Source organism: Streptococcus sp. 'group B' (assembly GCF_002073795.1).
GTDB classification, from domain to species: Bacteria; Bacillota; Bacilli; order Lactobacillales; family Streptococcaceae; genus Streptococcus; species Streptococcus agalactiae.
The window spans coordinates 1,670,867-1,697,442 of the sequence record NZ_CP020432.1; the positions used below are offsets into that span (position 1 = coordinate 1,670,867).

Genomic DNA, 26,576 nt, shown 5'->3' on the forward strand with positions numbered 1-26,576 from the left:
GAAAAGTTAGCTAAAAAGAGCAGTAAGCTAAAAGGATTCTCTAGCCTTACTACTCTTTGTTTTGATCTTATTTTTTAACTTCCTGCTTGTAGAACTCTTTTAAAGCATCTTGCCAAGTAGGAATCACAAATCCTGTTGCTTTCGCTTTTTCCAAACTCATAGTTGAATTTAAAGGACGTTTTGCTTTTGCTGGGAATTGACTAGAATCAACAGGCTTAACCTCCACATCTGTGTCTTTTAAGATTTCAACCGCAAAATCATACCATGTTGTATCTTCTTTAGCATCATTTGATAAATGATAGTAACCAAAATCTTTTTGATTTTCAGCTAAATAAGTCATAAACTCAGCCAAAGTACGTGTCCATGTTGGTCGTCCATGTTGGTCGTTAACAACAGTTAGAGTTTTGTGTGTTTTTGCAAGGTTTTGCATCGTAAAGACAAAGTTTTTACCATAGTTACCAAATACCCACGCTGTGCGAATGGTATAGAATTTTGAAGTATATTTTTCAACTAACTCTTCACCCATACGTTTTGTACGACCGTACTCTGTTTTGGGATCAGGCAGATCATCTACTTCCCATTCTTGCCCCACTGGTTTTTCACCATCAAACACGTAGTCCGTCGAAATGTAAACAAGTGTTGCATCATGTTTAGCAGCAGCCTTAGCGACATTCTCTGTACCAGTGACATTGATTGCAAAGTCTAGCTCTTTTCCTTCATCTTCTGCCGCATCAACAGCTGTGTAAGCTGCACAATGGTAAACTAAAGATGGCTTCACCTCTTCAAAGACTTTGTCCACCATCTCGGCATTTGTAATATCCATTTCAGCTACATCAACAGCAACATACTCTTGAGTTCGTTCGTCTAAAAGGTGACGTAATTCACTACCTAATTGCCCGTTTGCCCCTGTAATTAAAATCATTCCTTGCTCCTTTAAAAATAAGTTTAACTTTTAATTCTTCGTTTATTGTACACTAAAAAAGGGAATATTTCATCCCTTTACTCTTTATCTTATGAACGAATTCCCAAAGCGATACGAGCATAACGACTCATCTTATCAACAGACCAGGCTGGGTACCATACCAATTTCACCTCGGTTTCAGTTACCTCTGGGACTGTTTTCATAACATCATGAATTTGATCTGTCAATAAATCTGCTAACGGGCATCCCATAGTCGTTAAAGTCATATCAATTTCAGTTCGACCGTTATCTTCAAAGCGAATCTCATAAATTAACCCAAGGTTAACAATATCTATTCCCAATTCAGGATCGATAACCATCTCCAAAGCTTCTAGGATACGATCTTTTATTTTTCCAACTTCTTCTTCGCTATATTGCTTTACTTCTGACATTATAATACCTCTCTGAAAATATTAATACCGTCTTTAAGATAACTCCTTTGCAAATCATTTTTATTAGAAACTAAACTTCCTATTCTAAAAACGATTATCGAGAAGCAATCAATCTTCCATGAAATCTTTAAGTTGCTTGCTACGACTAGGATGGCGAAGTTTTCTAAGGGCTTTAGCTTCAATCTGACGAATGCGCTCACGAGTAACATTAAATACTTTACCTACGTCCTCTAACGTACGCATTTTACCATCGTCAAGACCAAAGCGTAAACGAAGAACATTCTCTTCACGGTCAGTAAGAGTATCTAAAACCTCATCTAATTGCTCACGAAGAACAACACGTGTAGTATAATCTACTGGATTTTCAATAACTTCGTCTTCAATGAAATCACCCAAATGGCTATCATCTTCCTCACCGATTGGCGTTTCTAGCGATACCGGCTCTTGAGCAATTTTTAGGATTTCACGTACTTTATCTGGTGTCATATCCATGCGTTCTGCGATTTGCTCAGGAGTTGGATCTTGACCAAGTTCTTGAAGAAGATTACGTTGTTCACGGACCAATTTATTAATCGTTTCAACCATATGAACAGGAATACGAATCGTACGTGCTTGATCTGCAATTGCACGTGTTATAGCTTGACGAATCCACCATGTTGCATAAGTTGAAAATTTGAATCCCTTTGAATAATCAAATTTATCAACAGCTTTCATGAGCCCCATGTTACCCTCTTGAATTAAATCAAGAAATTGCATTCCACGTCCAACATAACGTTTTGCAATTGAGACAACAAGACGAAGGTTTGCTTCAGCTAAACGTTGTTTAGCCATTAAATCTCCCTCAGCAACCGCAACAGCCAATTCTTTTTCTTCTTCATTCGTTAAAAGAGGAACAACACCAATTTCCTTCAAGTACATACGTACTGGGTCATTGACTTTAGCAGAATTACTTCCTATGAGCTCTTCATCAGTCAATTCTTCAGGTTTTGGCCCTTCTACCACATACTTTGTTGAAGGATTGCCTTCTTTATCTGTGATTGAAATGCCACCGTCTGTCAATCGTTCTAACAAATCATCAATTTGATCTGCATCTAAAACAAAAGGAATAACAAGTTTTTCTGTTACCTCATCATCAATTGCAGTACCTTGTTTTTTATGATTGCGAATAAAATCCGCAACTTGAACATTAAAAGTTGTATTTCCTTTTTTCTCTGCCATAGGTTCCTCATTCCATATTTCTTTTTTGAGCAATTAAATTTTCTAATGCAGCCAAGGCTCCTTCTTCATCACCTTGATTACTAGATTGTCTAATTAACTGGCTTTGTTTTCTTAAATCACGTTCTTTCAATAAACGGTCACGTGCCTTTTCGACGGCTTCAATCTCTCCAATAGATACTTCTACAGGTAATTGTTCCTCTAAAATTATATAATAAGTACGATTAACTTTGTCACTTTCTTGTGATAAATCATAAGACGTGATCTCACCACTTTCTTTTAGCAACTCATATAAAACTTGTATTTCTGTTGTATCAAAATAAAAATTATCCCTATTACGGAATTCATTTAACAGGTAGGGATGATTCAATAATCGATGAAACAATTGCATTTCTGTTTTAGTGATAGCTGATAACTTACCTGTCTGTGGTAATTGCACTGTAGCACTTGTTTGTACTGAAGATGAAGCTTGCTGTTGACTTCTATGATGCAATCGTTCGTTATTAACCGATTGTTCTACTTGAAAATAATCAAAATCTGGCAAGAGTTCAGCCACTTTTGTAATATATGAATTTTGTGCTGTTATCGATGGAGATTTAGCAATTAATTTCGCTATTTTTTCAACATAAGCAATTTCAGATTGTAAATTATCGGTGTTTTCAGGCTTTAAGTAGTGGATATAAAACTCTGTATTACTGATGCGCCCATTTTCTAAGAGTTGTTTAAAATCTTCTGCTGAATTTGCTTGTAGAAATTCATCAGGGTCCATTTTATTAGGTATCCTAACGATATCAACAGTCATATCTGATAGCAGTTCTAAAGACTTGTCAATTGCGTTTTGACCAGCTCTATCACCATCATAAGTCAGAACAACTTTCTTAGTAAATCTTTTAAGGTGTCTAACGTGTTCATTGGTTAAAGCGGTCCCCATAGAAGCAACAACATTCTCAATTCCTGCACGATAAGCTGCAATAACATCCATAAAGCCTTCCATTAGGTAAACTTCGTGTGCTTTATTAATTACAGCACGCGCTTTATCTAAATGGTAAAGCTCGTAAGACTTATTAAAAATAGGGGTGGCACGAGAATTTTTATATTTAGCTTGTTTTCTATCAATGTCCTCTTGAGTCCAAACTCGTCCTGAAAACGCAATGACTTCACCAATATCATTAGTTAACGGAAACATAATTCTATTATTAAATGAATCGTAAAACTGATTGCTATTTTCTGAATAATTGAACAAACCAGAAGACATCAAAGTTTTTTCATCAAACTCTTTTGCCAGACGACGATATAGAAAATCCTGCCCTCCCGGCGATAATCCTATTTGAAAATGTTTAATTAAGTCCTCTGTCACTCCGCGCTCGGCAAGGTATTGTCTAGCGCGTTCACCATCATTAGTTGTCATTAAATAGGCATGGTAAAATCCCGAAGCAACTCTATGAATATCTAAAAGCGACTGATTAGCTTTAGGTTTTTTAGGAACTTGCCCCTTAAAATTAGTATCTAGAGGTATTCCTGAACGTTCAGCTAGAACTTGTACACTATCTAAAAAACTAATATGTTGGTAATCTTCCACAAATTTAAAGACATCACCAGAGCGACCACAACCAAAACAATGAAAAAACTGCCTATCTTCGATAACATTAAAAGATGGCGTTTTTTCTTTATGAAATGGGCATAAACCAAGATGATTGCGTCCTGTTTTTGTCAAACCGACAACTTCACCGATGACATCAACAATGTTAACACTGTTCTTGATTTCAGAAATTTTTTCTTTATCAATTGCCAAGTCATGACCTCCACAGAAATAACCCATTATAGTTTTACATTTGATTATATCATTTTTTCTTTTCTGTGTAAATTTTTTCAAAAGCTTTTTCAAGGATTTCTTCTTCACTGATTTAATATAAAAATTTACAGATAATTTGAAACCTATTACTTGGATTTCTCAAAAGAAATCTGCTATAATGAACGTGAATTAAATAATATTAAGGAGCTTGTTCACATGATTAAAGAACTAAAAGAATTTTTATTTAAGGGTAATGTTTTAGACCTTGCTGTTGCTGTTATTTTAGGTGCAGCTTTTAATGCTATCATCACTTCACTTGTTAAAGACGTTATTACACCGCTTATCCTTAATCCTGTATTAAAAGCTGCTGGCGTTTCAAATATCGCACAGCTTTCATGGAATGGTGTTGCTTACGGTAATTTCTTAAGTGCAGTTATTAATTTCTTAATCGTTGGTACTACTTTATTCTTCATCGTTAAAGCTGCTAACAAGGTTATGGCTAAGAAACCTGCTGAAGAAGAAATTATTGAAGTTGTTGAACCAACACAAGAGCAATTACTTGCTGAAATCCGCGACTTACTCGCTAACAAATAATAAAAGACTCGGATTACTGTACTGACCCCCAAAAGTTGGACAATTTATTTTAAGTGAAGGATTTAGTTCTGTATTGCACAGGACTAAGTCCTTTTAGTTTTGCTTTGATTCGCTTGTTGTTGTAGTAAAAAATGTAATCTGTGATAGCTTGCTCAAGGTCATCAAGTGATTTGTAAGACTTCTCCAAGCCATAGAACATCTCAGACTTTAGAATCCCAAAGAAAGATTCCATCATACCGTTGTCAGGACTGTTCCCCTTCCGTGACATAGAAGGACGAATGCCTTTGTCCTCCAGAAATTGATGGTAGGACTTGTGCTGGTACTGCCAGCCTTGGTCGCTGTGGAGAATGGTTTCGCTGTATGAAGCCGCAGGAAAAGCCCTCTCAAGCATGGTTTGAACCTGTTTCAAGGCAGGAGACCGAGACAGGGTAAAATCAATTATCTCACTGTTATAGCCATCAAGAACAGGCGATAGATAAAGTTTCCCTTCAGGTAAAGCAAACTCCGTCACATCGGTATAGCACTTCTCATAGGGCTTCGACCCCTCAAACTGGCGTTGAATCAGGTTATCAGCCTTCTTACCAACCTCACCTTTGTAAGAGGCATACTTGCGCTTACGACGAATACGAGCAGTCAAGCCCATACTTTTCATCAAGCCTTGCACCCTTTTGTGGTTGATGACAAAGCCACGATTTCGCAGTTCTAAATAAATCCGACGATAGCCATAGTTTCCTCTATGTTCATCATAAATGGATTGAATGTCAGATTTGATTGCTTTGTCTTTATCTGGTTTATTCAGTTTCTTTAGTTGATAATAGTAAGTTGCACGAGCTATCTTAGTTATCTCAAGTAAGAGGTCTAGTCGGAATCCTCCTGTGACCATTTCTCTAATTGTTTCTGCCGTTCGCTCTGTAAGGCTTCGTCCCTCAAGCGCAAATCCCTCAACTTTTTTAGAAAGGCATTCTCCGTTCTCAAGCGCTCATTTTCTTCCTGAAGTCGCTCGAGCTCTGTCATTTCTTCCCAAGTTTTCTTACGCTTACGTCCCATTTTACTCGGTCTCCCTCTTGTTTTCTCAACAATAGTATAACCATTTTTCTTAAATTGGGAAAGCCAATTTGTGAGTATAGAACAATTAGAGAGAGCATAATCAAGAGAAACAGAGAGTTGAGAACAACCATGAATCAAGACTTTATCTATCATTTCCTGCTTTAATTCAGGTGGATAATACTCATTTCTACCTTTTTCGACGATTTCTACACCATACCGATCCATGAGTTTTATCATGTATTTAAGATTCGAGATACGAACATCATATCGTTGACTAATCTGAGACCAGGACATCCCGATCTTTCTTAACTCGTATATTTCTAGTTTATCTTCATAACTTAATTTCATCAGAAAAGCACCCCAATCGTTAGATTTTTTGTCTAACTTTTGGGGTGCAGTTCATTACCGAGTTTTTTTATTAACTTATAGTTATAATATATGAAAAAACAGCTCAATTCTGAACTGTTTTTTCATATTCTATCTAATTAGAATTTTTTACGTTTGCGAGCTGCTTCTGATTTACGTTTACGTTTTACAGAAGGTTTTTCGTAGAATTCACGTTTACGTGATTCTTGAAGAGTACCAGCTTTAGTCACAGAACGTTTGAAACGACGAAGTGCATCGTCAAGTGATTCGTTTTTACGTACTACTGTTTTTGACATATGTTTCACCTCCTCAAGATATTGTAACATTTTCACGTTCACTTACTAGGATACCCAAATAAAAGCAGATTGTCAATATTTTTATGATACTTTCTCTGGGTTATTATTTCCCTATACGTGATTTCAATTTTTCCACAAAAAGGTATGCCGCTGGACAAGTAAGAGTATTTTTTATCGTTAAGTTATTAATTTGATAGATTTTCTTACGATCAGTATGTGGAAATTCACGACAAGCTTTAGGTCTGACATCGTATATACTACATAAGTTATCATCGCCTAAAAACGGACAAGGCATCGCTTTAAATACTTTATCTCCATCTTCATCTACTTCTAAAAATAAATCTTCAAAAGCCGATAACTTCATCCGGAAATGTTTAGAAATCCTAGAAATATCAGCTTCTGTAAATAGAGGACCCAAAGTTTTACAACAATTAGCACATGCTGTACAATCAATTTCTTGAAAAACCTCTTGATGTATCTGTTGGACTATTTTATCTAAGTTTTTAGGAGCTTTCTTTTTTAAACTTGCTAAAAATTTACGATGCTCGCCTTGTTTTTGGAGCGCCAAATCTTTATATTTTTCAATATTAATTGAACCCTGAACCATATATTCCTCTGCCTTTATGCTATTATTCTTAGTCAAGCCATATTATAACATCCAAAAAAGCCTATGACTAGGCTTTTTAATATTATTCAACTTGATTGCCAGTTAATTTAGCCGCATCTGAAATATAAACTTTATATTTATCTTCTTTTTCAAGTCTCTTTATCACTTTGTTAACAGTCTTCAACATTTTTCCACTGTCTTTAGGTAAAGCTACAGCCTTAGCATCCCCTTCTCCTGTTTTAAGGGCAAACTTAGCAAGAACAAGGTCTGGATTCTGGGCCAAGTAACCTTCAGCTACGGGTTTTTCTAAATCAACAGCTTCTACCTTGCCTGATTTTAACTCACTAATCGCTTCTCCCATCGCTGTCAGTGACACGACGTGAGAATTTTTGAATGATTTCTTAGAAACTCCCTCTTCGATACTTCCTTTTTGTACTGCTATTTTTTTACCTTTAAGGCTTTCGATTGAAGTATATTTTCCTAAATCAGACTTCCTAACAAGAACCGCATTTTCTGTAGTGTAATAAGGTTTTGAAAAATCATAGACTTTAGCACGCTCTTTAGTATATGATAATCCAGAAATAGCCATATCAGCCTTACCTGTTTGTAAACTTGATAAAACATTGTCAAAACTCATAGGAGATACCTCTAGTTTGACATGAAGCTCATCAGCAATAGCTTGAGCTAACTCAATATCTGCGCCGACAACTTTATCTTTCCCATTAACAAGCGCTTTAAACTCAAAGGGAGCATAATCTGGACTCACCGCTAAAACTAACTTCCCTTTTTTCTCAACTTTATCTTGTAGCTGTTTGTCTGATGAACCACACGCCACCAAAGTAACGACAGATAAAAGAGATAAAATTCCTAATATTATTTTTTTTGACATAAACTATCTTCCTTTTATTATGATAGGAACAAGTATAAATCATCTTTATACATAAGTCAAGTTTTTTTGAATAAAAATTCAGTAAATTACACCGATAACTATGCTTGCTGTTAGACGATTTTTAATAACAACTATAACTAATTAAAACAATCACCTTTTAAAAGTATTCCAATTCTTAAAAAATGCTAACTATCATTAATAATCAACTAACTTTCAGAACCTTGTACAGTTGCTGTCTAGTAAGAAAATGATAATAATTCGATTTAGTCACTCTCCTTGCTAAAATAATAAATAAGGTTGAGATGTACATCTCAACCTTATTTATTATTTTCTAAAAATCGCTTTAGATATGATATAGGTCATTATAATTGACAAAAGAATTGTGGTAGCTAATGCTAACAGTTGAACTGGCATATGTGATAATTTAAAGAGACCAACTCCTAAACTTCCCAACAATCCCCCAATACCATTCATTCCAAAGGAGGAAACGACATCATCAATGGCAAAAGCTTTCGCAACGTAATCCGTTACAAAGTAGGTGAAGAGGGATGCAAAGAATGTTACAGCTAATAATTGCCAAGTTAAGAGATACCCAACTCCTGCTGTACTCGTCACAAGACCAACAATAATGCCATTCAATAAGCTTCCTGTTTTCTCTTCCTCACCATTCCACTTAGCAGCCAATGTCCACGCCAAACCACCACCTATAATAGCAAATATAGTATTTAAAAGTATCATAATGGCTTGTGAATTCCACTCACCAACTGGACCCATATTAAATCCAAACCAACCAAATGTAATAAGTATCATTCCTAAAAAGAGACTATCATTTTTAACCTTATTGTGCTGATGTTCACTCTTGCCAATAACATGAGCTAAAATATACGAAGAAAGCCCTGCAGATAAATGAACGACCATTCCGCCTGAAAAATCAAGTACTCCCATCTTTGCAAAAACACCCTCTGAATTCCAAATTAAATAAGCTAAGGGCGTATACACCAAGAAAAGCCAAGAAACAACAGCTAATAAAAGTCGCTTCGTCTGAACTCTATCAATAATTGACCCAATAAGCATTACTACTGCGTAAAGGGCGAAACAAAGTTGAAATAAACAATTTACAATTTGTTTACCATCTGCTTCTTGGAATTGAAAGACAGTTTTAAAATGACCTTCAAATGCTAAAAAATAGGCACCCATGAACCAAGCTGTTGTCGTTAGCAAAACAGTAAGTACAAACTGATAAATAATCCTTGAAGTCAATGATTGATGTAGCGACCCAAAGTAATAGAATGCAACCCCAAAAATCATGAGCCACATCGATAAAATACATAATAGTAAAAACACAAATAGTCCTTTCTTTACAAACACTCTTTTATTTGTTAAACTGTATTGTTGTTAACTGGTTAAGTATTTTATCTTACACATTTATTTTTGTCAAGGAGAAGACATGAAACATTATCAAACCATAATTATCGGTGCAGGCGCTGCAGGAATCGGTTTTGGTTCTGCCATGCAACGATTAGGACTTACAAATTTTCTTATCATTGAAAAAGGGCACATTGGAGAATCTTTTTTAAGATGGCCCAGAACAACACAATTTATCACACCTTCCTTCACTACCAATGGCTTTGGTTTTCCAGATCTAAACGCTGTTATTCCAGATACTTCTCCTGCTTTCTCATTTGAAAAAGAACATCTTTCTGGAGTGGAATATGCACGCTACTTACAATTAGTTGCTGCTCATTATAATCTCCCTATCCAAAACGAAACATCTGTTCTATCTATTGATAAACGAGATAGCCTTTTTGTTATTAAAACTTCAAAGGGAGATTTTTCTGCTGATTATCTTATTATGGCAACAGGAGAATTTCAAAATCCAAATACCATTGATATTAAAGGTGCAGATCTAGGAATGCACTATGGTCAAGTTGATAATTTCCATATCAAATCTGACAATCCATTTATCATCATTGGTGGAAACGAAAGTGCTTGTGATGCACTAACACATCTAGTATATTTGGGAAATCAAGTCGAATTATATACAGATACGTTTGGTCGTAAAGAGAGCAATCCCGATCCAAGCATCTCTTTATCCCCCCTAACTAAAGAACGTTTAAAACATATACAAGACCACAAAAAAGAATATTATAGTATCTCTGAAGGCAAGAAAGCCATTGAGATTAAACAAATTGGAAAACAATATCAAGTTACTTTTGATGACGGTAGTACTGCGGAGTCTTTCCATAAACCTATTCTTTCCACAGGTTTTCTAAATACCTGTCATCTCATTGACGGAATCGCTTTATTTGAATACGATAAAAATCAGTTGCCAATAGTTACTGAAGATGACGAATCTACTATCGTTAATAACTGTTTCTTAATTGGTCCAAGCTTACGACAAAGAGATACTATTTTCTGCTATATTTATAAATTCAGACAGCGCTTTGTCCCTGTTATTAATCATATCGCACAACGAGAAGGGATTATATTAGACGAAGATACCCTTGAATTCTTTAAAGAAAATCAAATGTACCTTGATAACCTAGCTTGTTGCGATGTCAATTGTGATTGCTAAAAAATCGCTAGCTTTATTGCTAGCGATTTTTTAATATTAAATATTTGCTACTTGAGGTAAGGATTCTCCAATAGCTTCTAAACGTTCTGCCCATTCTTGACGTGATAAACCATTTTCTTGCACATAGCGATTACGTTCATGTGCACGACATTCAGGCGAGCACCCTCGAACATACTTCGCTTCGTTTTCTTCTGAAGCAAAAATTTGTTTGTTACAAAACGGATTTGCACAATTGACATAACGTTCACAAGGTGTTCCATCAAAATAATCTTTACTAATAACAGTTGGATTAACATGATTAATTGGCACCGAGATACGATCATCAAAAACATACATCGCACCATCCCAAAGTTCACCTTGAACTTCCGGATCTTTTCCATATGTTGCAATACCACCGTGTAATTGTCCAACATCTTTAAAACCTTCTCGAACCATCCAACCCGAGAATTTCTCACAACGAACACCACCGGTACAGTACACAACAACACGTTTTTCCATAAACTTATCTTTGTTGTCACGTACCCATTGTGGTAACTCACGGAAATTGCGAATATCAGGACGAATTGCTCCACGGAAGTGACCTAAGTCATACTCATAATCATTACGCGTATCTAAAACAACAGTATCTTCATCAAGCAAGGCTTCTTTAAATTGTTTAGGATTTAAATACTCACCTGTTGTTTCCAAAGGATTAATATCGCTATCAAAGTTATTATCTTCTAACCCAAGGTGCACAATCTCTTTCTTATAACGAACAAACATTTTACGGAAAGCTTGTTGATTTTCCTCGTCAATCTTGAACCAAAGATCAGCAAAACGCTCATCGCTGTGGATCCAATCCATATACTTCTGAGTTGTTTCATAATCTCCAGAAACAGTTCCATTAATCCCCTCATCCGCAATCAAAATACGACCTTTAAGCCCAATAGATTTACAAAATTCTAGATGTTTCGCAGCGTACTCTTCCGCATTTTCAATTGAAACATATTTATAATAGAGTAAAACTCTGATTTTTTCTGACATTTTTTCTCCTCATCTGCAAAATAAGTTAGTATACTTCATTATATAACGACTCCTTACAACATAGCAAAAAATACGCTTAGGACATATTCTTTGCTTTAAAGACAAATTATTCTTCTTAAGAACACACATATGTTAAAATAGTAAAAGACTAGGAGGACTTTTATGACTTATGAATTATGTCTAGAATACGGTACTTATCCACTTAGACCTGTAGATGCTTGGGCTGATGAAATCAATACTGCACCTGCGTTTATTACTGAAGATAAAAAAACTTTTAGAACTTTTAGAAGAAGTCAATACCTTATTCCATGAGCTCTTTTTAACGATAGAATGTTCCTTCCACTATATTGGTCATGACTTCCCAGAAAAAAGAGCAAAAATCACACAAATTTATCATGTGATTATCGAACATTTAAGCATACACTACCCTGAATATGACATTAAAATTGAATCATTATTAATGGGGTAGTTTTATTTTAACTAGGTAGAAACTATCTATTAAAAACAATCGATATCACTAATTAATTCAACAAATAGATTATCTAAAACAAAAAAGGTCTCTTTCAAGAGGCCTTTTTTCATAACTTATCTCACTAAATATTAAATGATACTTTTACCAAATAATATCACCAATACTCTAGACTCTTATCTCTTGAAAGCAAGGTACAGACAATAGCCGCAAATCCAGAAATACCAAATATTATAAATGCTACTCCCCAACCAAAGTGGTCAATAATAATACCAATAGCTAGAGTAGCGATCGTTGCTCCTCCGACATAACTAAATGTGCCAGTCAATCCTGAAGCTGCTCCAGCTGCTGCTTTTGGAACTAACTCCATAGCATACAGGCCAACCATCATAACAGGACCGTAGATTGATGCCCCCAAACCTAGTAAAATAATGAAGTCTAATGCCATATATTGAGGTCCTGCTGGAATAAACCAATAGGCAGCTAGTAATAAGATTGCTACAACTAAGAAGGCTACATTGGTTAAAGGTTTAGAGTTTTTAAACACTTTGGCAGATAGATATCCTGCTGTTAGCATCCCAATAATACCACCTATTTCAAAAAGTGAAAAACCACCCATACCAGCTGTTGCAGTAATACCTTTTCCACCATCTTGCACACTCGTCGCTAAAAACTTAGGAGTCCATGAGACAATACCGTAACGTAAAATATATACAAATATTGAATACAAGGATGCCCACATCAGTTTAGTATTTGGTAGAATATATTTTTTTATAATTTCGCCCATACCCAAAACTTCAGGCTCTTCTAAAATGTCACTTGAATCCACAACATTAGTATATTGCTCTTTATGATACTCTTCTATAGGCGGAAGTCCGATAGATTCTGGAGTATCTTCTTGTAAAAAGTAAACAAGAACAGCCAAAAGACAAGCCACCACCCCTGGAAACCAATAAGCAGCACGCGCTTGATTAAGAGAATCATTACCAGCAAGAGCTAGACCTACACCAGTTAAAATCGGCGCTATTGCTCCACCAAAATTGTGAGATAAATTCCAAATGGTAGCATATTTAATTCTTTCTTTATTATCATACCAATAGACTAATGTACGCGCTCCAGGAGGGTATCCCATCCCTTGTAACCAACCATTAATAAGATACATGATAGTAAAGAGCCAGATACTAGTAATTACAGATGGAATAACACCGATTAACACATTAACTAGTCCTGTAAGAAACAAACCAACTGGAAGGAAAATTTTAGAATTCGATTCATCTGAAATCAAACCAGAAATAAATTTAGAGAGACCATAAGCAATGTAGCTAGCACAGGTAATAATACCAATCTCAGTAGCAGACATATTAAGGATACCAGATAAAATTGAAGTCGTATTACGAACAAAATAGTATCCCATATAACCTACAAAAATAGAAATAAGGACTTGTACACGATAACGAGGATATTTATGCTTAATTTCCTCAGCTGATAAACGTTCTCTTTTCTGAGGGGGTGCAAATAGTTTTTTCAACATAGCAAATTACCTTTCCGATTTTTAGATGTGTTTAATTATACAACTATGAATTCACACTGTCAATTAATTAATAATTTATTTTTTATCATTTTATCTTATTTTTTTAAATGTGGATAATACTCTTTAAAGTGTAGATAATACTATATTATAAGCTTTTTATCTGATTTTTCTGTATTTTGAAATCAAATTATATTTTTTAATTTTAGTTTATATTTCAAAAATTAAAACACCCTATAACCAAGTATCACAGAGTGCATATTTTTATATTATATAGAATATAAATACACATGCAATTAAATATTTAGAATAAGTTCTGCTCAGTTCTATTTTTAAAGTCTACGGACAAAAATAAATACTTATAGTTTTATTAGACAAGAAAAAAGTAAGGTTGAAAACCTTACTTTTAGAGACTTTTTAATTTGAATGCCAAATATCTTGATTATATTGTTCGATTGTACGATCTGATGAGAAGAACCCTGCTTTAGCAATATTGTGTATAACTTTCTTATTCCATGATTCATAATCTTCATAATCAGCAAGCACTTGTTCTTTAACAGCAATGTATTCTTTCAAATCAATCAATGTCATGAACCAATCTTTACCTACTAACTCATCATGCAATCTCTTTAGTCGTTCTGCATTACCGAGTGACACTATATCATCACTAATGATAAAATCAACAGCTTCACGAATTACTTTGTCTTTATCATAGTAATCTTTTGAACGATAACCAGATGTTTCATAAAGATTAATGATAGTATCAGAGTCTTTACCAAATGTGTAGATGTTCTCTTTGCCAGCTAATTCAGCTATTTCAACATTTGCCCCATCCATAGTACCAAGAGTAAGAGCACCATTCAACATAAATTTCATGTTACCTGTACCAGATGCTTCTTTGGAAGCCAATGAAATTTGTTCCGAAATATCTGTTGCAGGGATTAACTTTTCCGCTACTGTCACATTGTAATTTTCTACTAAATGGACATTAAGGTATTTATTAACTTCTGGATCATTATTAATTAATTCTGATAAGCAGAGAATTAAGTGAATGATATCCTGTGCAATAGTATAGGCTGGAGCAGCTTTACCACCAAAAATAACTGTTAATTTACGTGATGGGAAATGCCCACGTTTAATTTCTAAGTATTTATGAATAACATATAAAGCATTCATTTGTTGGCGCTTATATTCGTGGAATCGTTTGATTTGTGTATCAATAATTGAGTATTCATCCAATTCAATACCTTTATTTTCCTTAAGGTAACGTTTAAGAGCCAGTTTGTTTTTAAATTTAATAGCAGCTAATTTATCATGAACTTCATTGCTATCAGCATAAGTTAACAATTTTTCGAGCTGAGTCGCATCAGTAAGATAGCTATCCCCAATTAGTTCTTTCAAGTAATCTGCTAAATCTTGGTTAGCAAACTCCAACCAGCGACGGAATGTAATACCGTTTGTCTTATTGTTAAACTTATCTGGGTAAATATCATAGAAAACCTTTAATTCACTATTTTTAAGGATTTCTGTATGTAATGCTGCTACACCATTAACGCTTGTTGAGAAGTGGATATCCATATGCGCCATGTGAACACGTCCAGCTTCATCAATAATTTGAACCTCTGGATTTGTTTGCTCTTCACGAATCATTTGATCTAATTTTTTAATGATTGTTACTAGGTGGGGTACTACCTCATTAAGATACTCTAAAGGCCATTTTTCAAGAGCTTCTGCAAGGATGGTATGGTTTGTATAGCCAACCATATTGCGAACAACTGACACAGCTTCGTCAAATTCAAAACCATGTTTTTCTGTCAATAAACGAATCAACTCAGGGATGACCATAGATGGGTGAGTGTCATTAATTTGAACATAAGCATATTCAGCTAAATCATGAAGGTTTGAACCACGCTCGATTGCTTCATCAATTAATAATTGAGCAGCATTTGAGACCATGAAATATTGCTGATAGATACGTAATAATTCTCCATTTTTATCTGAATCATCTGGATACAAGAACAAGGTTAAATTCTTCTTGATTTCTGTCTTATCAAAAGTGATACCTTTTTCAATAAGGTTATAATCAAGTCCATCAATATCAAAAAGGTTCAAATAATTTTTAGTATCTTTCTTATAACCTAATACATCAATTCTATCTAGGCGTGATTTTAAAGTAAAGTCACGGAAAGGAACATCATAAGAAATATCTGTTGGTACTAACCAAGAATTATTCTCAATCCAGTAGTTAGCTTCTGCTTCTTGTTGATTGTTGCGAAATACTTGTTTGAAAAGCCCACAGTGATAGTTTAAACCAACACCTTCACCATTAATACCTAAAGAAGAAATCGAGTCAATAAAACATGATGCTAAACGCCCTAAACCACCATTACCAAGTGATGGTTCTGGCTCTACATCTTCTATTTCAGCAATTGATTTACCTACAAGTTCTAACTCTTTTTTGACATCTTTATAAATCCCTAAGTTAATCAAATTATTTGAAAGTAATTTACCAATTAGAAACTCAGCTGAAATATAGTATACCTTACGTTGAGAGCTATTTTTTGATTTAGCGGCAGCTTCTTCTTTTACAAAATTTAACAATTCAACGTAAATCTCTTCATTTGTTAATTCTGATAATACTTTTCCTTGTTGTCCAACGTAAGTTGTAAAATTTCTTGTCATGATAATATTCCTTATTTATTCCCTCTATTATAAATAGTTGTAATCTCTTTTAAGAATGCTTTGCGATTTTCTGTTAAGTCTTCTTTTCTCATACGCCATTGCCAGTTACCTCCAACGGTATTTGGCATGTTCATACGGCTATCTGCAGGTTTATCTAGTAGATCTTGCATACATGTAATCGTTGTTTGACTAACGGTTGCATACAAGGTACGCAGTACAGTCTCAGTAATGGGCTCATTTGGCAAACGACGCATGTAATTTTCTGCATAAGCTTTCTGTTCGACTGTAAGATTTTCAAACCAGCCATTAATAACTTCGTTATCATGAGTTCCAGCATATGCAATTGTATTTTCTGTGTAGTTATGAGGAATATCAATACTATTTCCTGTTGTATCATAAAAACCGAATTCCATGATTTTCATACCTGGGAACCCTGTTCCAGCCAGTAATCTCTCTGCTCTCTCATCAATATAGCCTAAATTCTCAGCAATAATAGGTAAATCACCTAATTTTTCTTTGATAGTTGCAAATAATTCTGGACCGGGAGCTGGTTGCCATGAGCCATCATTAGCTGTTTGATAATCTCCTCGAATTTCCCAATAATCTGAAAAACCTTTAAAATGATCAATACGCAAATAGTCATACATCTTAACACCAGATTGAATACGATAAATCCACCAGTCAAAATCTGACTCTTTGTGGTAATCCCAATTGTAAATAGGATTGCCCCAAAGCTGACCATCGTCAGAAAAATCATCCGCTGGTACACCAGCAATAGCAAGTGGTTGTTTGTCGCAATCTAATTTAAACAGTTCAGGCATTGTCCAAACTTCTACACTATCGGCAGAAACGTAGATTGGCATATCACCGATAATTTGAATCCCTTTATCATTAGCATATTCTTTTAACTCAAACCATTGTTTGTAAAAGAAATATTGCGTTACTTCATGATATTTTATCACTTCACTAAGCTTTTGACGATATCCTGCTAAGGCTTCTTCTTCGCGGCGTATAATAGCCTTGTCATCCCATTCTTGAAGCGCCTTATTACCAAAATGTTCTTTAATCGCCATAAATTCAGCAAAATCAGTTACCCATTTTTCTTCTTGCAAGAAATCAGATAGCATTCTCGTAGCTCTCTCTTCTTGCAAGAAATTTTTAACTGCTTTTTCTAAAACTGGACGGCGTTTTTCAAACAGACCAGCATAATCAACAACTTCTGGATCCTGTCCAAAACTAATATTTTGGTAGTCATCTTTCGAAATGAAACCTTCAAGCGTTAGCAAATCAAAATCAATTAAATGTGTATTACCAGCTACTGCAGAAAAAGACTGGTAAGGAGAGTCCCCGAAGCTTGTTGTTGTTAAGGGAAGAATTTGCCAAAATTTTTGATCAGTTTCGACCAAAAAATCAACAAAAGCGTAGGCTTCTCGTCCAAATGTTCCAATACCTAAATCACCTGGTAGAGAAGTGATGTGCATTAAGACACCACTTGCACGTTTTTTCATATTGATTCTCCTTTTCGATTACTTACTTTACTCCTCCATCTTAACGCAAGCGATTGCATAAGTCAAGCATAATTTAAAAAAACTTCTATCGAAAATTGATAGAAGTCTTTATATCATAGCTTAATTATTATTTTTAGAAATATCTCGGACACTTTCACGCTCTTCTAAAGTAAAAGGCACAATAATAGTCTCACTAAAGACTTTGTCTGGAGATTTAATGATGTCAATCAGACGACGAACGCTTGTCCTTCCTAGATTATTAACATTAATATCAAATGTGCTTAGGTAAGGATGAATCAGATGTGAGAAGAGAGAATTATTAAAGGTCATGATAGAAATGTCATCTGGAACTTTTAATTTATAGAAAGAAAGAAATTGCATTACTCTAACAGAGACAGTATCACCAATAACAATTAAAGCAGTTGTTTCTTCTTCTTTGACTCTATTTATAAATTCCTCTAAAACTTGCGGATTGCCTCTGTCAAATAAAAGAGCTGGCTTTTGGTTTAAACCTAACTTTCTAGCACCTTTAAAATACCCTAAATAGCGCTCTTCTGATACTTCTGAATTTAAATCATCTGTAACAAACTGGATGCTTTTATGTCCTTTTTTATAGAGATAATCAATGGCAGATTTCCCCATCAGCTGATTATCATTATCAATATAAGTAATCTCATTTTCATAGCCATTAGCAGCACCAACAACAACAAAGGGCAGTTTATATTTTAATAAATACTCTCTGATAGGATCTTTTTGATCCGAATAGAGAACAATAAAACCATCCACTCGTTTTTGTAGATGCATTAATTTTACTTGTTCTAACAACTCCTCAGAAGACATACTTGTTGCAATAGAAACTGTAAACCCATGCTCTTTTGCTTCATTAGTTAATGTAGAAAGAATCTCCATGAAAAAGGGTTCACTTAAGCGGTCTGGTAAAACCAGTGGAGGAAAAATAACTCCAATATTTTGCGTTAAACCACTAGCCAACATTTGTGCTGCAACATTAGGAACATAGCCCAGCTCTTCCATAGCTTTTTTCACGCGCTCTTTCGTCTTACTTGAAATAGATTCATTATCTTTTAGTACACGACTTACTGTCGATGGATTAACACCAGCTTTGGCAGCAACATCTTTTATAGTTACCATCCTACGACCTCTTCATTCTAATCATTTTATACCTTTTGGTATAGTCCTTTGTCTATTATACTCTAATCTAAGAAAAAAACAAACGTTTGCCTTCTCTGCAAATGTAATACTCTCACTAAAATAATCTTCTCATTTAGTATTAATTGATATTATTTTTTTATTTTTCTTATTTTTTTTAAAAAAAGACTTGACTTTTTTTGCAAACGGTTGCATAATATAGGTGTAATTAAAATATTCTCTAGGAGGAGAACCAAAATGGAAAAAAATACTTGGAAAAAATTACTTGTTAGTACTGCTGCTCTTTCAGTAGTTGCAGGAGGAGCAATTGCTGCTACTCACTCTAACTCAGTTGATGCTGCTTCAAAAACAACTATCAAACTTTGGGTCCCAACAGATTCAAAAGCGTCTTATAAAGCAATTGTTAAAAAATTCGAGAAGGAAAACAAAGGCGTTACTGTAAAAATGATTGAGTCTAATGACTCCAAAGCTCAAGAAAACGTAAAAAAAGACCCAAGCAAGGCAGCCGATGTATTCTCACTTCCACATGACCAACTTGGTCAATTAGTAGAATCTGGTGTTATCCAAGAAATTCCAGAGCAATACTCAAAAGAAATTGCTAAAAACGACACTAAACAATCACTTACTGGTGCACAATATAAAGGGAAAACTTATGCATTCCCATTTGGTATTGAATCTCAAGTTCTTTATTATAATAAAACAAAGTTAACTGCTGACGACGTTAAATCATACGAAACAATTACAAGCAAAGGGAAATTCGGTCAACAGCTTAAAGCAGCTAACTCATATGTAACAGGTCCTCTTTTCCTTTCTGTAGGCGACACTTTATTTGGTAAATCTGGTGAAGATGCTAAAGGCACTAACTGGGGTAATGAAGCAGGTGTTTCTGTCCTTAAATGGATTGCAGATCAAAAGAAAAATGATGGTTTTGTCAACTTGACAGCTGAAAATACAATGTCTAAATTTGGCGATGGTTCTGTTCATGCTTTTGAAAGTGGACCATGGGATTACGACGCTGCTAAAAAAGCTGTCGGTGAAGATAAAATCGGTGTTGCTGTTTACCCAACAATGAAAATCGGTGACAAAGAAGTTCAACAAAAAGCATTCTTGGGCGTTAAACTTTATGCCGTTAACCAAGCACCTGCTGGTTCAAACACTAAACGAATCTCAGCTAGCTACAAACTCGCTGCATATCTAACTAATGCTGAAAGTCAAAAAATTCAATTCGAAAAACGTCATATCGTTCCTGCTAACTCATCAATTCAATCTTCTGATAGCGTCCAAAAAGATGAACTTGCAAAAGCAGTTATCGAAATGGGTAGCTCAGATAAATATACAACGGTTATGCCTAAGTTGAGTCAAATGTCAACATTCTGGACAGAAAGTGCTGCTATTCTTAGCGATACTTACAGTGGTAAAATCAAATCTAGCGATTACCTTAAACGTCTAAAACAATTCGATAAAGACATCGCTAAAACAAAATAGTACGTCTAGAGTAATGAGATGAGGTGAGTACTCTTCCTTTCAATTGAGAGTGCTTCCCATCTCTTATTTTGTAAAATAACAATTAAAGGAGACCATTATGAATAAAAAACTGATCTCACTTGATGGTATGTCCCTAAAAGAGGTCTTTCAAAAAGGTGATTTAGCAACTAAACTATCATTCTTAATTATGGGACTTGCTAACCTCAAAAATAAACAAATTGTCAAGGGACTTTTATTTTTAATCAGTGAAATTCTGTTTTTAATTACCTTTGTTTACCAAGTTATCCCAGCTGTAAAAGGTCTTATTTCCTTAGGGACCCAAGAACAAGGTATGACAACTAAAACTGTGGATGGTATTAAAATCCAAGTTGCGACACAAGGTGATAACTCTATGTTAATGCTAATTTTTGGATTAGCTTCGCTTATCTTCTGTTGCGTATTTGCCTATATTTACTGGTCAAACATTAAAAGCGCAGCACATTTATTGACCTTGAAAGAAGAAGGAAGAGAAATTCCATCCTTCAAAAAAGATATTAAAAGCTTGACAGATGGACGCTTCCATATGACTTTAATGTCTATTCCTTTAATAGGGGTGCTTCTATTTACAATCCTTCCGTTAGTTTATATGATTTGTTTGGCATTTACTAACTATGATCATAACCACTTACCGCCAAAAAGTTTATTTGACTGGGTTGGTTTTGCTAACTTCGGTAATATCTTTAGCGGGCGTATGGCCAGTACTTTCTTCCCTGTTCTATCTTGGACATTAATTTGGGCTGTTTTCGCTACTGTAACGAATTTCTTCTTTGGTATTATTCTTGCCTTACTAATTAATACAAAAGGTTTGAAATTCAAAAAGATGTGGCGTACTATTTTTGTTATTACCATGGCTGTCCCTCAATTTATCTCTCTCTTAATCATGAGAAACCTCTTAAGTGACGCTGGACCGGTTAACGCCTTGTTAATAAAATGGGGACTTATTTCTTCAGCACATCCCCTTCCATTCCTTTCTGATCCGGTCTGGGCGAAATTCTCAATCATCTTTGTTAATATGTGGGTTGGTATTCCTGTAACAATGCTTGTTGCTACTGGTATCATCATGAATTTACCTGCAGAACAAATTGAAGCTGCTGAAATTGATGGGGCGAATAAGTTCCAAGTCTTTCAATCAATTACTTTCCCACAAATTTTGTTGATTATGACTCCTACTTTAATTCAACAATTTATCGGAAATATTAACAACTTCAACGTTATCTACCTACTCACTCAAGGTGGACCAACAAACTCAACATACTACCAAGCAGGTAGCACCGATTTACTTGTCACTTGGCTATACAATTTGACAGTAACTGCTGCAGATTATAACTTAGCATCTGTTGTTGGTATCTTAATCTTTATTCTTTCAGCAGTATTTAGTTTACTAGCTTACACAAGAACAAATTCTTACAAGGAAGGGGCAGCTAAATAATGAATAAGAAAAAACGTCTTAACCTTACTTTTGTTTATATTTTATTGATAGTACTATCAATTATGTGGCTCTTTCCCATTGTTTGGGTCGTTCTCACAAGCTTCCGTGGTGAAGGAAGTGCCTTTGTCAACTACTTTATTCCTAAAACTTGGACATTAGACAACTACGCTAAACTCTTCACCCAAAACACATTCCCATTTGGTCAATGGTTCTTAAATACATTATTTGTCGCTACATGTACTTGTATACTATCAACTTTAATCACTGTAGCAATGGCTTATTCTCTCAGCAGAATCAAATTCAAACACCGTAATGGTTTCCTAAAGCTAGCTTTAGTCTTGAATATGTTTCCTGGGTTCATGTCAATGATTGCAGTTTACTACATCCTAAAAGCTCTAAATCTAGACCAAACATTAACCGCTTTAATATTTGTCTATTCTGCAGGAGCAGCATTAACCTTCTACATCGCAAAAGGTTTCTTTGATACTATTCCATACTCTTTGGATGAGTCTGCTATGATTGATGGGGCGACCCGTTTGGATATTTTCCTTAAAATCACCCTACCATTGTCAAAACCCATTATCGTTTATACTGCATTAATCGCTTTTATGGGCCCTTGGATGGACTTTATCTTTGCAAAAGTTATTTTAGGTGATGCTACGAGCAAGTACACAGTCGCTATTGGTCTCTTTTCAATGTTGCAACAAGATACCATCAACCAGTGGTTCATGTCATTTACAGCAGGATCTGTTATTATTGCAATTCCAATCACAATACTTTTCATGTTCATGCAAAAATACTATGTTGAAGGTATTACAGGTGGATCTGTAAAATAATCTTCAGATAATTTAAAGACACGACATTTTTATTTCACTGTGGTTTCTTTTCTAAAAAAGGCTTGGGTTCTATTGAATTCAAGCCTTTTTCTAAGCTAGATAGTTAAAAAACTTGGTTTACCAAGGGTGTTAACCTCTACAAAAAAATAACTTGATAGTGCTAAGTAATTTGACAGTTGCTTCTATTTACTATATTATTAATAGTGTTATCTACAAAAGGAGCGTTTTTCATGGAAAAAACAAAATCATTCTTTGGACATCCTCGTGGTTTGTCCACTCTTTTCTTTACTGAAATGTGGGAAAGATTCTCATACTATGGTATGCGTGCTATTTTGCTGTACTATATGTACTATAGTGTTTCTCAAGGTGGCCTTGGTATGGACAAGACTGTCGCTGCATCAATCATGGCTGTCTATGGTTCACTGGTTTATCTCTCATCAGTAATTGGTGGTTTTGTCAGCGACCGTATTCTAGGTAGTCGTAAAACTGTTCTGTATGGTGGTATTCTAATCATGCTAGGTCATATTGCTCTAGCTACACCATTTGGTCAAACAGCTCTATTCATTTCGATTGCTCTAATTATCCTTGGTACTGGACTATTAAAACCAAATGTATCAGAGATGGTTGGTAATTTATATGGAGAAAATGATTCTCGTCGTGATGCTGGTTTTAGTATCTTTGTTTTTGGTATTAACCTTGGTGCTTTTATTTCACCCATTGTAGTGGGGTACCTCGGACAAGAAGTAAATTTCCATCTTGGTTTCTCACTTGCTGCTATTGGTATGTTCTTTGGTCTCCTCCAATATACCTTAGATGGAAAAAAATATTTGACTGAAGAGAGTCTCAGACCAAACGATCCTTTAAGTCCTGAAGAAAAGTCCTCTCTATATAAAAAAGTTGGGCTTATCCTTATTGGTATTGTTATTGTACTTATTCTACTTCACTTGATGCATATGCTAACAATTGAAGTAATTATCGATATTTTTAGTATTATTGCAATCGCCATCCCAATTATTTATTTTATCAAGATTTTAAGTAGTAAAAAGATTTCTTCTGTTGAGCGTTCTCGAGTGTGGGCATATATCCCTCTCTTTATCGCCTCAATTCTATTTTGGTCAATTGAAGAACAAGGTTCAGTTGTCTTAGCCTTATTTGCAGATGAACAAACAAAACTTTACCTTAACTTCTTTGGGCATCATATTAATTTCCCATCAAGTTATTTCCAAAGTATGAACCCTCTCTTCATTATGCTTTATGTACCATTCTTTGCTTGGTTATGGGCTAAATGGGGAAGTAAGCAACCTTCATCACCTAAAAAATTTGCGTATGGACTTTTCTTTGCTGGAGCTTCATTCTTATGGATGATGCTACCAGGTTTACTCTTTGGAGTTAACGCTAAAGTAAGCCCTCTTTGGTTAACAATGAGTTGGGCTATTGTCATCGTTGGGGAAATGCTAATCTCACCAGTTGGATTATCAGCAACTAGTAAGCTCGCACCTAAAGCATTCCAAGCTCAAATGATGAGCATCTGGTTCTTAAGTAATGCTGCAGCACAAGCTATTAACGCTCAAATCGTTAAATTGTACACACCTGATACTCAAATTCTTTATTATGGTGTTGTTGGTGGTATAACAGTTGTATTTGGATTTATCCTCTTATTTTATGTTCCACGCATTGAAAAACTAATGTCTGGAGTTAAATAAAGACATCTAAAAAGAACTAGGTTACATTTGAACTGCACCCCAAAAGTTAGACAAAAAATCTAACGATTGGGGTGCTTTTCTGATGAAATTAAGTTATGAAGATAAACTAGAAATATACGAGTTAAGAAAGATCGGGATGTCCTGGTCTCAGATTAGTCAACGATATGATGTTCGTATCTCGAATCTTAAATACATGATAAAACTCATGGATCGGTATGGTGTAGAAATCGTCGAAAAAGGTAGAAATGAGTATTATCCACCTGAATTAAAGCAGGAAATGATAGATAAAGTCTTGATTCATGGTTGTTCTCAACTCTCTGTTTCTCTTGATTATGCTCTCTCTAATTGTTCTATACTCACAAATTGGCTTTCCCAATTTAAGAAAAATGGTTATACTATTGTTGAGAAAACAAGAGGGAGACCGAGTAAAATGGGACGTAAGCGTAAGAAAACTTGGGAAGAAATGACAGAGCTCGAGCGACTTCAGGAAGAAAATGAGCGCTTGAGAACGGAGAATGCCTTTCTAAAAAAGTTGAGGGATTTGCGCTTGAGGGACGAAGCCTTACAGAGCGAACGGCAGAAACAATTAGAGAAATGGTCACAGGAGGATTCCGACTAGACCTCTTACTTGAGATAACTAAGATAGCTCGTGCAACTTACTATTATCAACTAAAGAAACTGAATAAACCAGATAAAGACAAAGCAATCAAATCTGACATTCAATCCATTTATGATGAACATAGAGGAAACTATGGCTATCGTCGGATTTATTTAGAACTGCGAAATCGTGGCTTTGTCATCAACCACAAAAGGGTGCAAGGCTTGATGAAAAGTATGGGCTTGACTGCTCGTATTCGTCGTAAGCGCAAGTATGCCTCTTACAAAGGTGAGGTTGGTAAGAAGGCTGATAACCTGATTCAACGCCAGTTTGAGGGGTCGAAGCCCTATGAGAAGTGCTATACCGATGTGACGGAGTTTGCTTTACCTGAAGGGAAACTTTATCTATCGCCTGTTCTTGATGGCTATAACAGTGAGATAATTGATTTTACCCTGTCTCGGTCTCCTGCCTTGAAACAGGTTCAAACCATGCTTGAGAGGGCTTTTCCTGCGGCTTCATACAGCGAAACCATTCTCCACAGCGACCAAGGCTGGCAGTACCAGCACAAGTCCTACCATCAATTTCTGGAGGACAAAGGCATTCGTCCTTCTATGTCACGGAAGGGGAACAGTCCTGACAACGGTATGATGGAATCTTTCTTTGGGATTCTAAAATCTGAGATGTTCTATGGCTTGGAGAAGTCTTACAAATCACTTGATGACCTTGAGCAAGCTATCACAGATTACATTTTTTACTACAACAACAAGCGAATCAAAGCAAAACTAAAAGGACTTAGTCCTGTGCAATACAGAACTAAATCCTTCACTTAAAATAAATTGTCCAACTTTTGGGGGTCAGTACAATTCCTAGTTCTTTTTTGTTTAATAAAATTTTTCTTATAAAACCATCTTCAAGTCGCTTACTATAAAACATCTCTGAGATGTCATCTTCGTCAAATACTCTCAAAAGGTTAAGCATATCATATGCTAGTTCAATCTTATCAAGTTGTGAACGTTCAATCCATATAACATCACCTTCATCTGACGATTGTAATTCACCTGAAAAATCATATGTTTTATAAAGGAATACCAAATAACGGATGCCTTCATCTGTGTACCAATGCTTCATACCAACTAATTTGGGATTACTTATTGTTAAACCTGTCTCCTCGCGAACTTCTCGAACGAGAGCATCATACAAGCTTTCTCCTTCTTCAATATGGCCGCCTGGTAGAGCAGCTCCTGACCAAGAATAACGTTTAGGATCACGGATTTGCATCACAATACGTCCTTTATTATCTTCAATAAGACACATATTAGTTAAAATAACTTTTTGACTGCGTGACATTATTTCCTCTAGTATATAAATTTAGTGA

General features: G+C 35.3%; 22 protein-coding genes and 1 pseudogene. 8 read left to right on the forward strand and 15 right to left on the reverse strand.

What is annotated here, in order from left to right; translation table 11 throughout:
- Window positions 1-67: 67 nt before the first annotated feature.
- The 4 genes from rfbD to dnaG all read right to left on the reverse strand — a co-directional run bounded on the left by rfbD (window position 68) and on the right by dnaG (window position 4,387).
- The gene (gene rfbD / locus A6J68_RS08720) at window positions 68-922 is read right to left on the reverse strand and encodes a dTDP-4-dehydrorhamnose reductase (RefSeq protein ID WP_000600896.1); all 855 of its coding nucleotides are present in this window, start codon (window positions 920-922) and stop codon (window positions 68-70) included.
- Between the two features lie 89 nt (window positions 923-1,011).
- Window positions 1,012-1,353, reverse strand: a complete 342-nt coding sequence (locus A6J68_RS08725) for a metal-sulfur cluster assembly factor (RefSeq protein ID WP_000005640.1) — start codon at window positions 1,351-1,353, stop codon at window positions 1,012-1,014.
- Window positions 1,354-1,461: 108 nt separating this feature from the next.
- Entirely contained in the window at window positions 1,462-2,571 is a 1,110-nt protein-coding gene (gene rpoD / locus A6J68_RS08730) for an RNA polymerase sigma factor RpoD (RefSeq protein ID WP_000818341.1), read from the reverse strand.
- 7 nt (window positions 2,572-2,578) lie between these two features.
- Entirely contained in the window at window positions 2,579-4,387 is a 1,809-nt protein-coding gene (gene dnaG / locus A6J68_RS08735; RefSeq protein ID WP_000540259.1) for a DNA primase, read from the reverse strand.
- 189 nt (window positions 4,388-4,576) lie between these two features.
- On the opposite strand from dnaG, the gene mscL reads away from it, so the two are divergent.
- Window positions 4,577-4,954, forward strand: a complete 378-nt coding sequence (mscL, locus tag A6J68_RS08740; RefSeq protein WP_000588846.1) for a large conductance mechanosensitive channel protein MscL — start codon at window positions 4,577-4,579, stop codon at window positions 4,952-4,954.
- 49 nt (window positions 4,955-5,003) lie between these two features.
- Here mscL and A6J68_RS08745 read toward each other — a convergent pair.
- The 5 genes from A6J68_RS08745 to A6J68_RS08770 form a co-directional block, all read right to left on the reverse strand.
- A protein-coding gene (locus A6J68_RS08745; protein ID WP_370657101.1) for an IS3-like element IS861 family transposase occupies window positions 5,004-6,349 on the reverse strand; the annotation gives its coding sequence in 2 pieces (ribosomal slippage) (window positions 5,004-5,893 and window positions 5,893-6,349; 1,347 coding nt in all).
- Window positions 6,350-6,486: 137 nt separating this feature from the next.
- Window positions 6,487-6,663, reverse strand: coding sequence for a 30S ribosomal protein S21 (gene rpsU, locus A6J68_RS08755; protein ID WP_000048058.1), 177 nt, complete (start codon window positions 6,661-6,663; stop codon window positions 6,487-6,489).
- A 103-nt stretch (window positions 6,664-6,766) separates the two neighbouring features.
- Window positions 6,767-7,270 carry a YkgJ family cysteine cluster protein gene (locus A6J68_RS08760; protein ID WP_000249815.1) on the reverse strand — a complete coding sequence of 168 codons (504 nt, stop codon included), beginning with the start codon at window positions 7,268-7,270 and terminating at the stop codon, window positions 6,767-6,769.
- 82 nt (window positions 7,271-7,352) lie between these two features.
- Window positions 7,353-8,159, reverse strand: coding sequence for a transporter substrate-binding domain-containing protein (locus tag A6J68_RS08765; protein ID WP_000037656.1), 807 nt, complete (start codon window positions 8,157-8,159; stop codon window positions 7,353-7,355).
- Between the two features lie 324 nt (window positions 8,160-8,483).
- Entirely contained in the window at window positions 8,484-9,503 is a 1,020-nt protein-coding gene (locus tag A6J68_RS08770; protein ID WP_001873999.1) for an ammonium transporter, read from the reverse strand.
- A 103-nt stretch (window positions 9,504-9,606) separates the two neighbouring features.
- Here A6J68_RS08770 and A6J68_RS08775 point away from each other — a divergent pair, with 103 nt between their 5' ends.
- On the forward strand, window positions 9,607-10,734 hold the full coding sequence (locus tag A6J68_RS08775; protein ID WP_000683741.1) for an NAD(P)/FAD-dependent oxidoreductase: 1,128 nt from the start codon (window positions 9,607-9,609) through the stop codon (window positions 10,732-10,734).
- Between the two features lie 36 nt (window positions 10,735-10,770).
- Here the strand turns inward: A6J68_RS08775 and A6J68_RS08780 are convergent, their stop codons facing one another.
- Complete coding sequence (locus A6J68_RS08780) at window positions 10,771-11,757, reverse strand: rhodanese-related sulfurtransferase (protein WP_001290912.1); 987 nt, start codon at window positions 11,755-11,757, stop codon at window positions 10,771-10,773.
- A gap of 162 nt (window positions 11,758-11,919) precedes the next feature.
- On the opposite strand from A6J68_RS08780, the pseudogene A6J68_RS08785 reads away from it, so the two are divergent.
- Window positions 11,920-12,226: pseudogene (locus tag A6J68_RS08785) on the forward strand (hypothetical protein).
- A gap of 157 nt (window positions 12,227-12,383) precedes the next feature.
- Here A6J68_RS08785 and A6J68_RS08790 read toward each other — a convergent pair.
- The 4 genes from A6J68_RS08790 to A6J68_RS08810 form a co-directional block, all read right to left on the reverse strand.
- Window positions 12,384-13,757, reverse strand: a complete 1,374-nt coding sequence (locus A6J68_RS08790) for an MFS transporter (protein ID WP_000914221.1) — start codon at window positions 13,755-13,757, stop codon at window positions 12,384-12,386.
- 414 nt (window positions 13,758-14,171) lie between these two features.
- Window positions 14,172-16,436 (reverse strand): glycogen/starch/alpha-glucan family phosphorylase, encoded by a 2,265-nt coding sequence (gene glgP, locus A6J68_RS08800; RefSeq protein WP_000197731.1) that lies wholly within the window; start codon window positions 16,434-16,436, stop codon window positions 14,172-14,174.
- Between the two features lie 11 nt (window positions 16,437-16,447).
- Window positions 16,448-17,944 (reverse strand): 4-alpha-glucanotransferase, encoded by a 1,497-nt coding sequence (gene malQ / locus A6J68_RS08805; protein WP_000745456.1) that lies wholly within the window; start codon window positions 17,942-17,944, stop codon window positions 16,448-16,450.
- Window positions 17,945-18,064: 120 nt separating this feature from the next.
- Window positions 18,065-19,093: a LacI family DNA-binding transcriptional regulator gene (locus A6J68_RS08810; protein ID WP_000256313.1), complete on the reverse strand. Its 1,029-nt coding sequence runs from the start codon at window positions 19,091-19,093 to the stop codon at window positions 18,065-18,067.
- A 255-nt stretch (window positions 19,094-19,348) separates the two neighbouring features.
- On the opposite strand from A6J68_RS08810, the gene A6J68_RS08815 reads away from it, so the two are divergent.
- The 5 genes from A6J68_RS08815 to A6J68_RS08840 all read left to right on the forward strand — a co-directional run bounded on the left by A6J68_RS08815 (window position 19,349) and on the right by A6J68_RS08840 (window position 26,031).
- The gene (locus A6J68_RS08815) at window positions 19,349-20,596 is read left to right on the forward strand and encodes an extracellular solute-binding protein (protein ID WP_000414616.1); all 1,248 of its coding nucleotides are present in this window, start codon (window positions 19,349-19,351) and stop codon (window positions 20,594-20,596) included.
- Between the two features lie 97 nt (window positions 20,597-20,693).
- A complete protein-coding gene (locus A6J68_RS08820; RefSeq protein ID WP_001035541.1) occupies window positions 20,694-22,064 on the forward strand; it encodes a carbohydrate ABC transporter permease in 1,371 nt (456 codons plus the stop codon).
- A complete protein-coding gene (locus A6J68_RS08825; protein ID WP_001035401.1) occupies window positions 22,064-22,900 on the forward strand; it encodes a sugar ABC transporter permease in 837 nt (278 codons plus the stop codon). Before A6J68_RS08820 ends, A6J68_RS08825 begins: the two co-directional genes overlap by 1 nt.
- A 230-nt stretch (window positions 22,901-23,130) precedes the next feature.
- The gene (locus A6J68_RS08830) at window positions 23,131-24,603 is read left to right on the forward strand and encodes a peptide MFS transporter (protein WP_000416073.1); all 1,473 of its coding nucleotides are present in this window, start codon (window positions 23,131-23,133) and stop codon (window positions 24,601-24,603) included.
- An 82-nt stretch (window positions 24,604-24,685) separates the two neighbouring features.
- Window positions 24,686-26,031, forward strand: a protein-coding gene (locus A6J68_RS08840) for an IS3-like element IS861 family transposase (RefSeq protein ID WP_370657101.1) whose coding sequence is annotated in 2 segments (ribosomal slippage) — window positions 24,686-25,142 and window positions 25,142-26,031 — 1,347 coding nt in all. Because the reading frame shifts where the segments join, the coding sequence is not laid out codon by codon here.
- Here the strand turns inward: A6J68_RS08840 and A6J68_RS08845 are convergent.
- On the reverse strand, window positions 26,024-26,548 hold the full coding sequence (locus tag A6J68_RS08845) for an 8-oxo-dGTP diphosphatase (RefSeq protein ID WP_000091523.1): 525 nt from the start codon (window positions 26,546-26,548) through the stop codon (window positions 26,024-26,026). The genes A6J68_RS08840 and A6J68_RS08845 overlap by 8 nt on opposite strands.
- Between the last annotated feature and the right edge of the window lie 28 nt (window positions 26,549-26,576).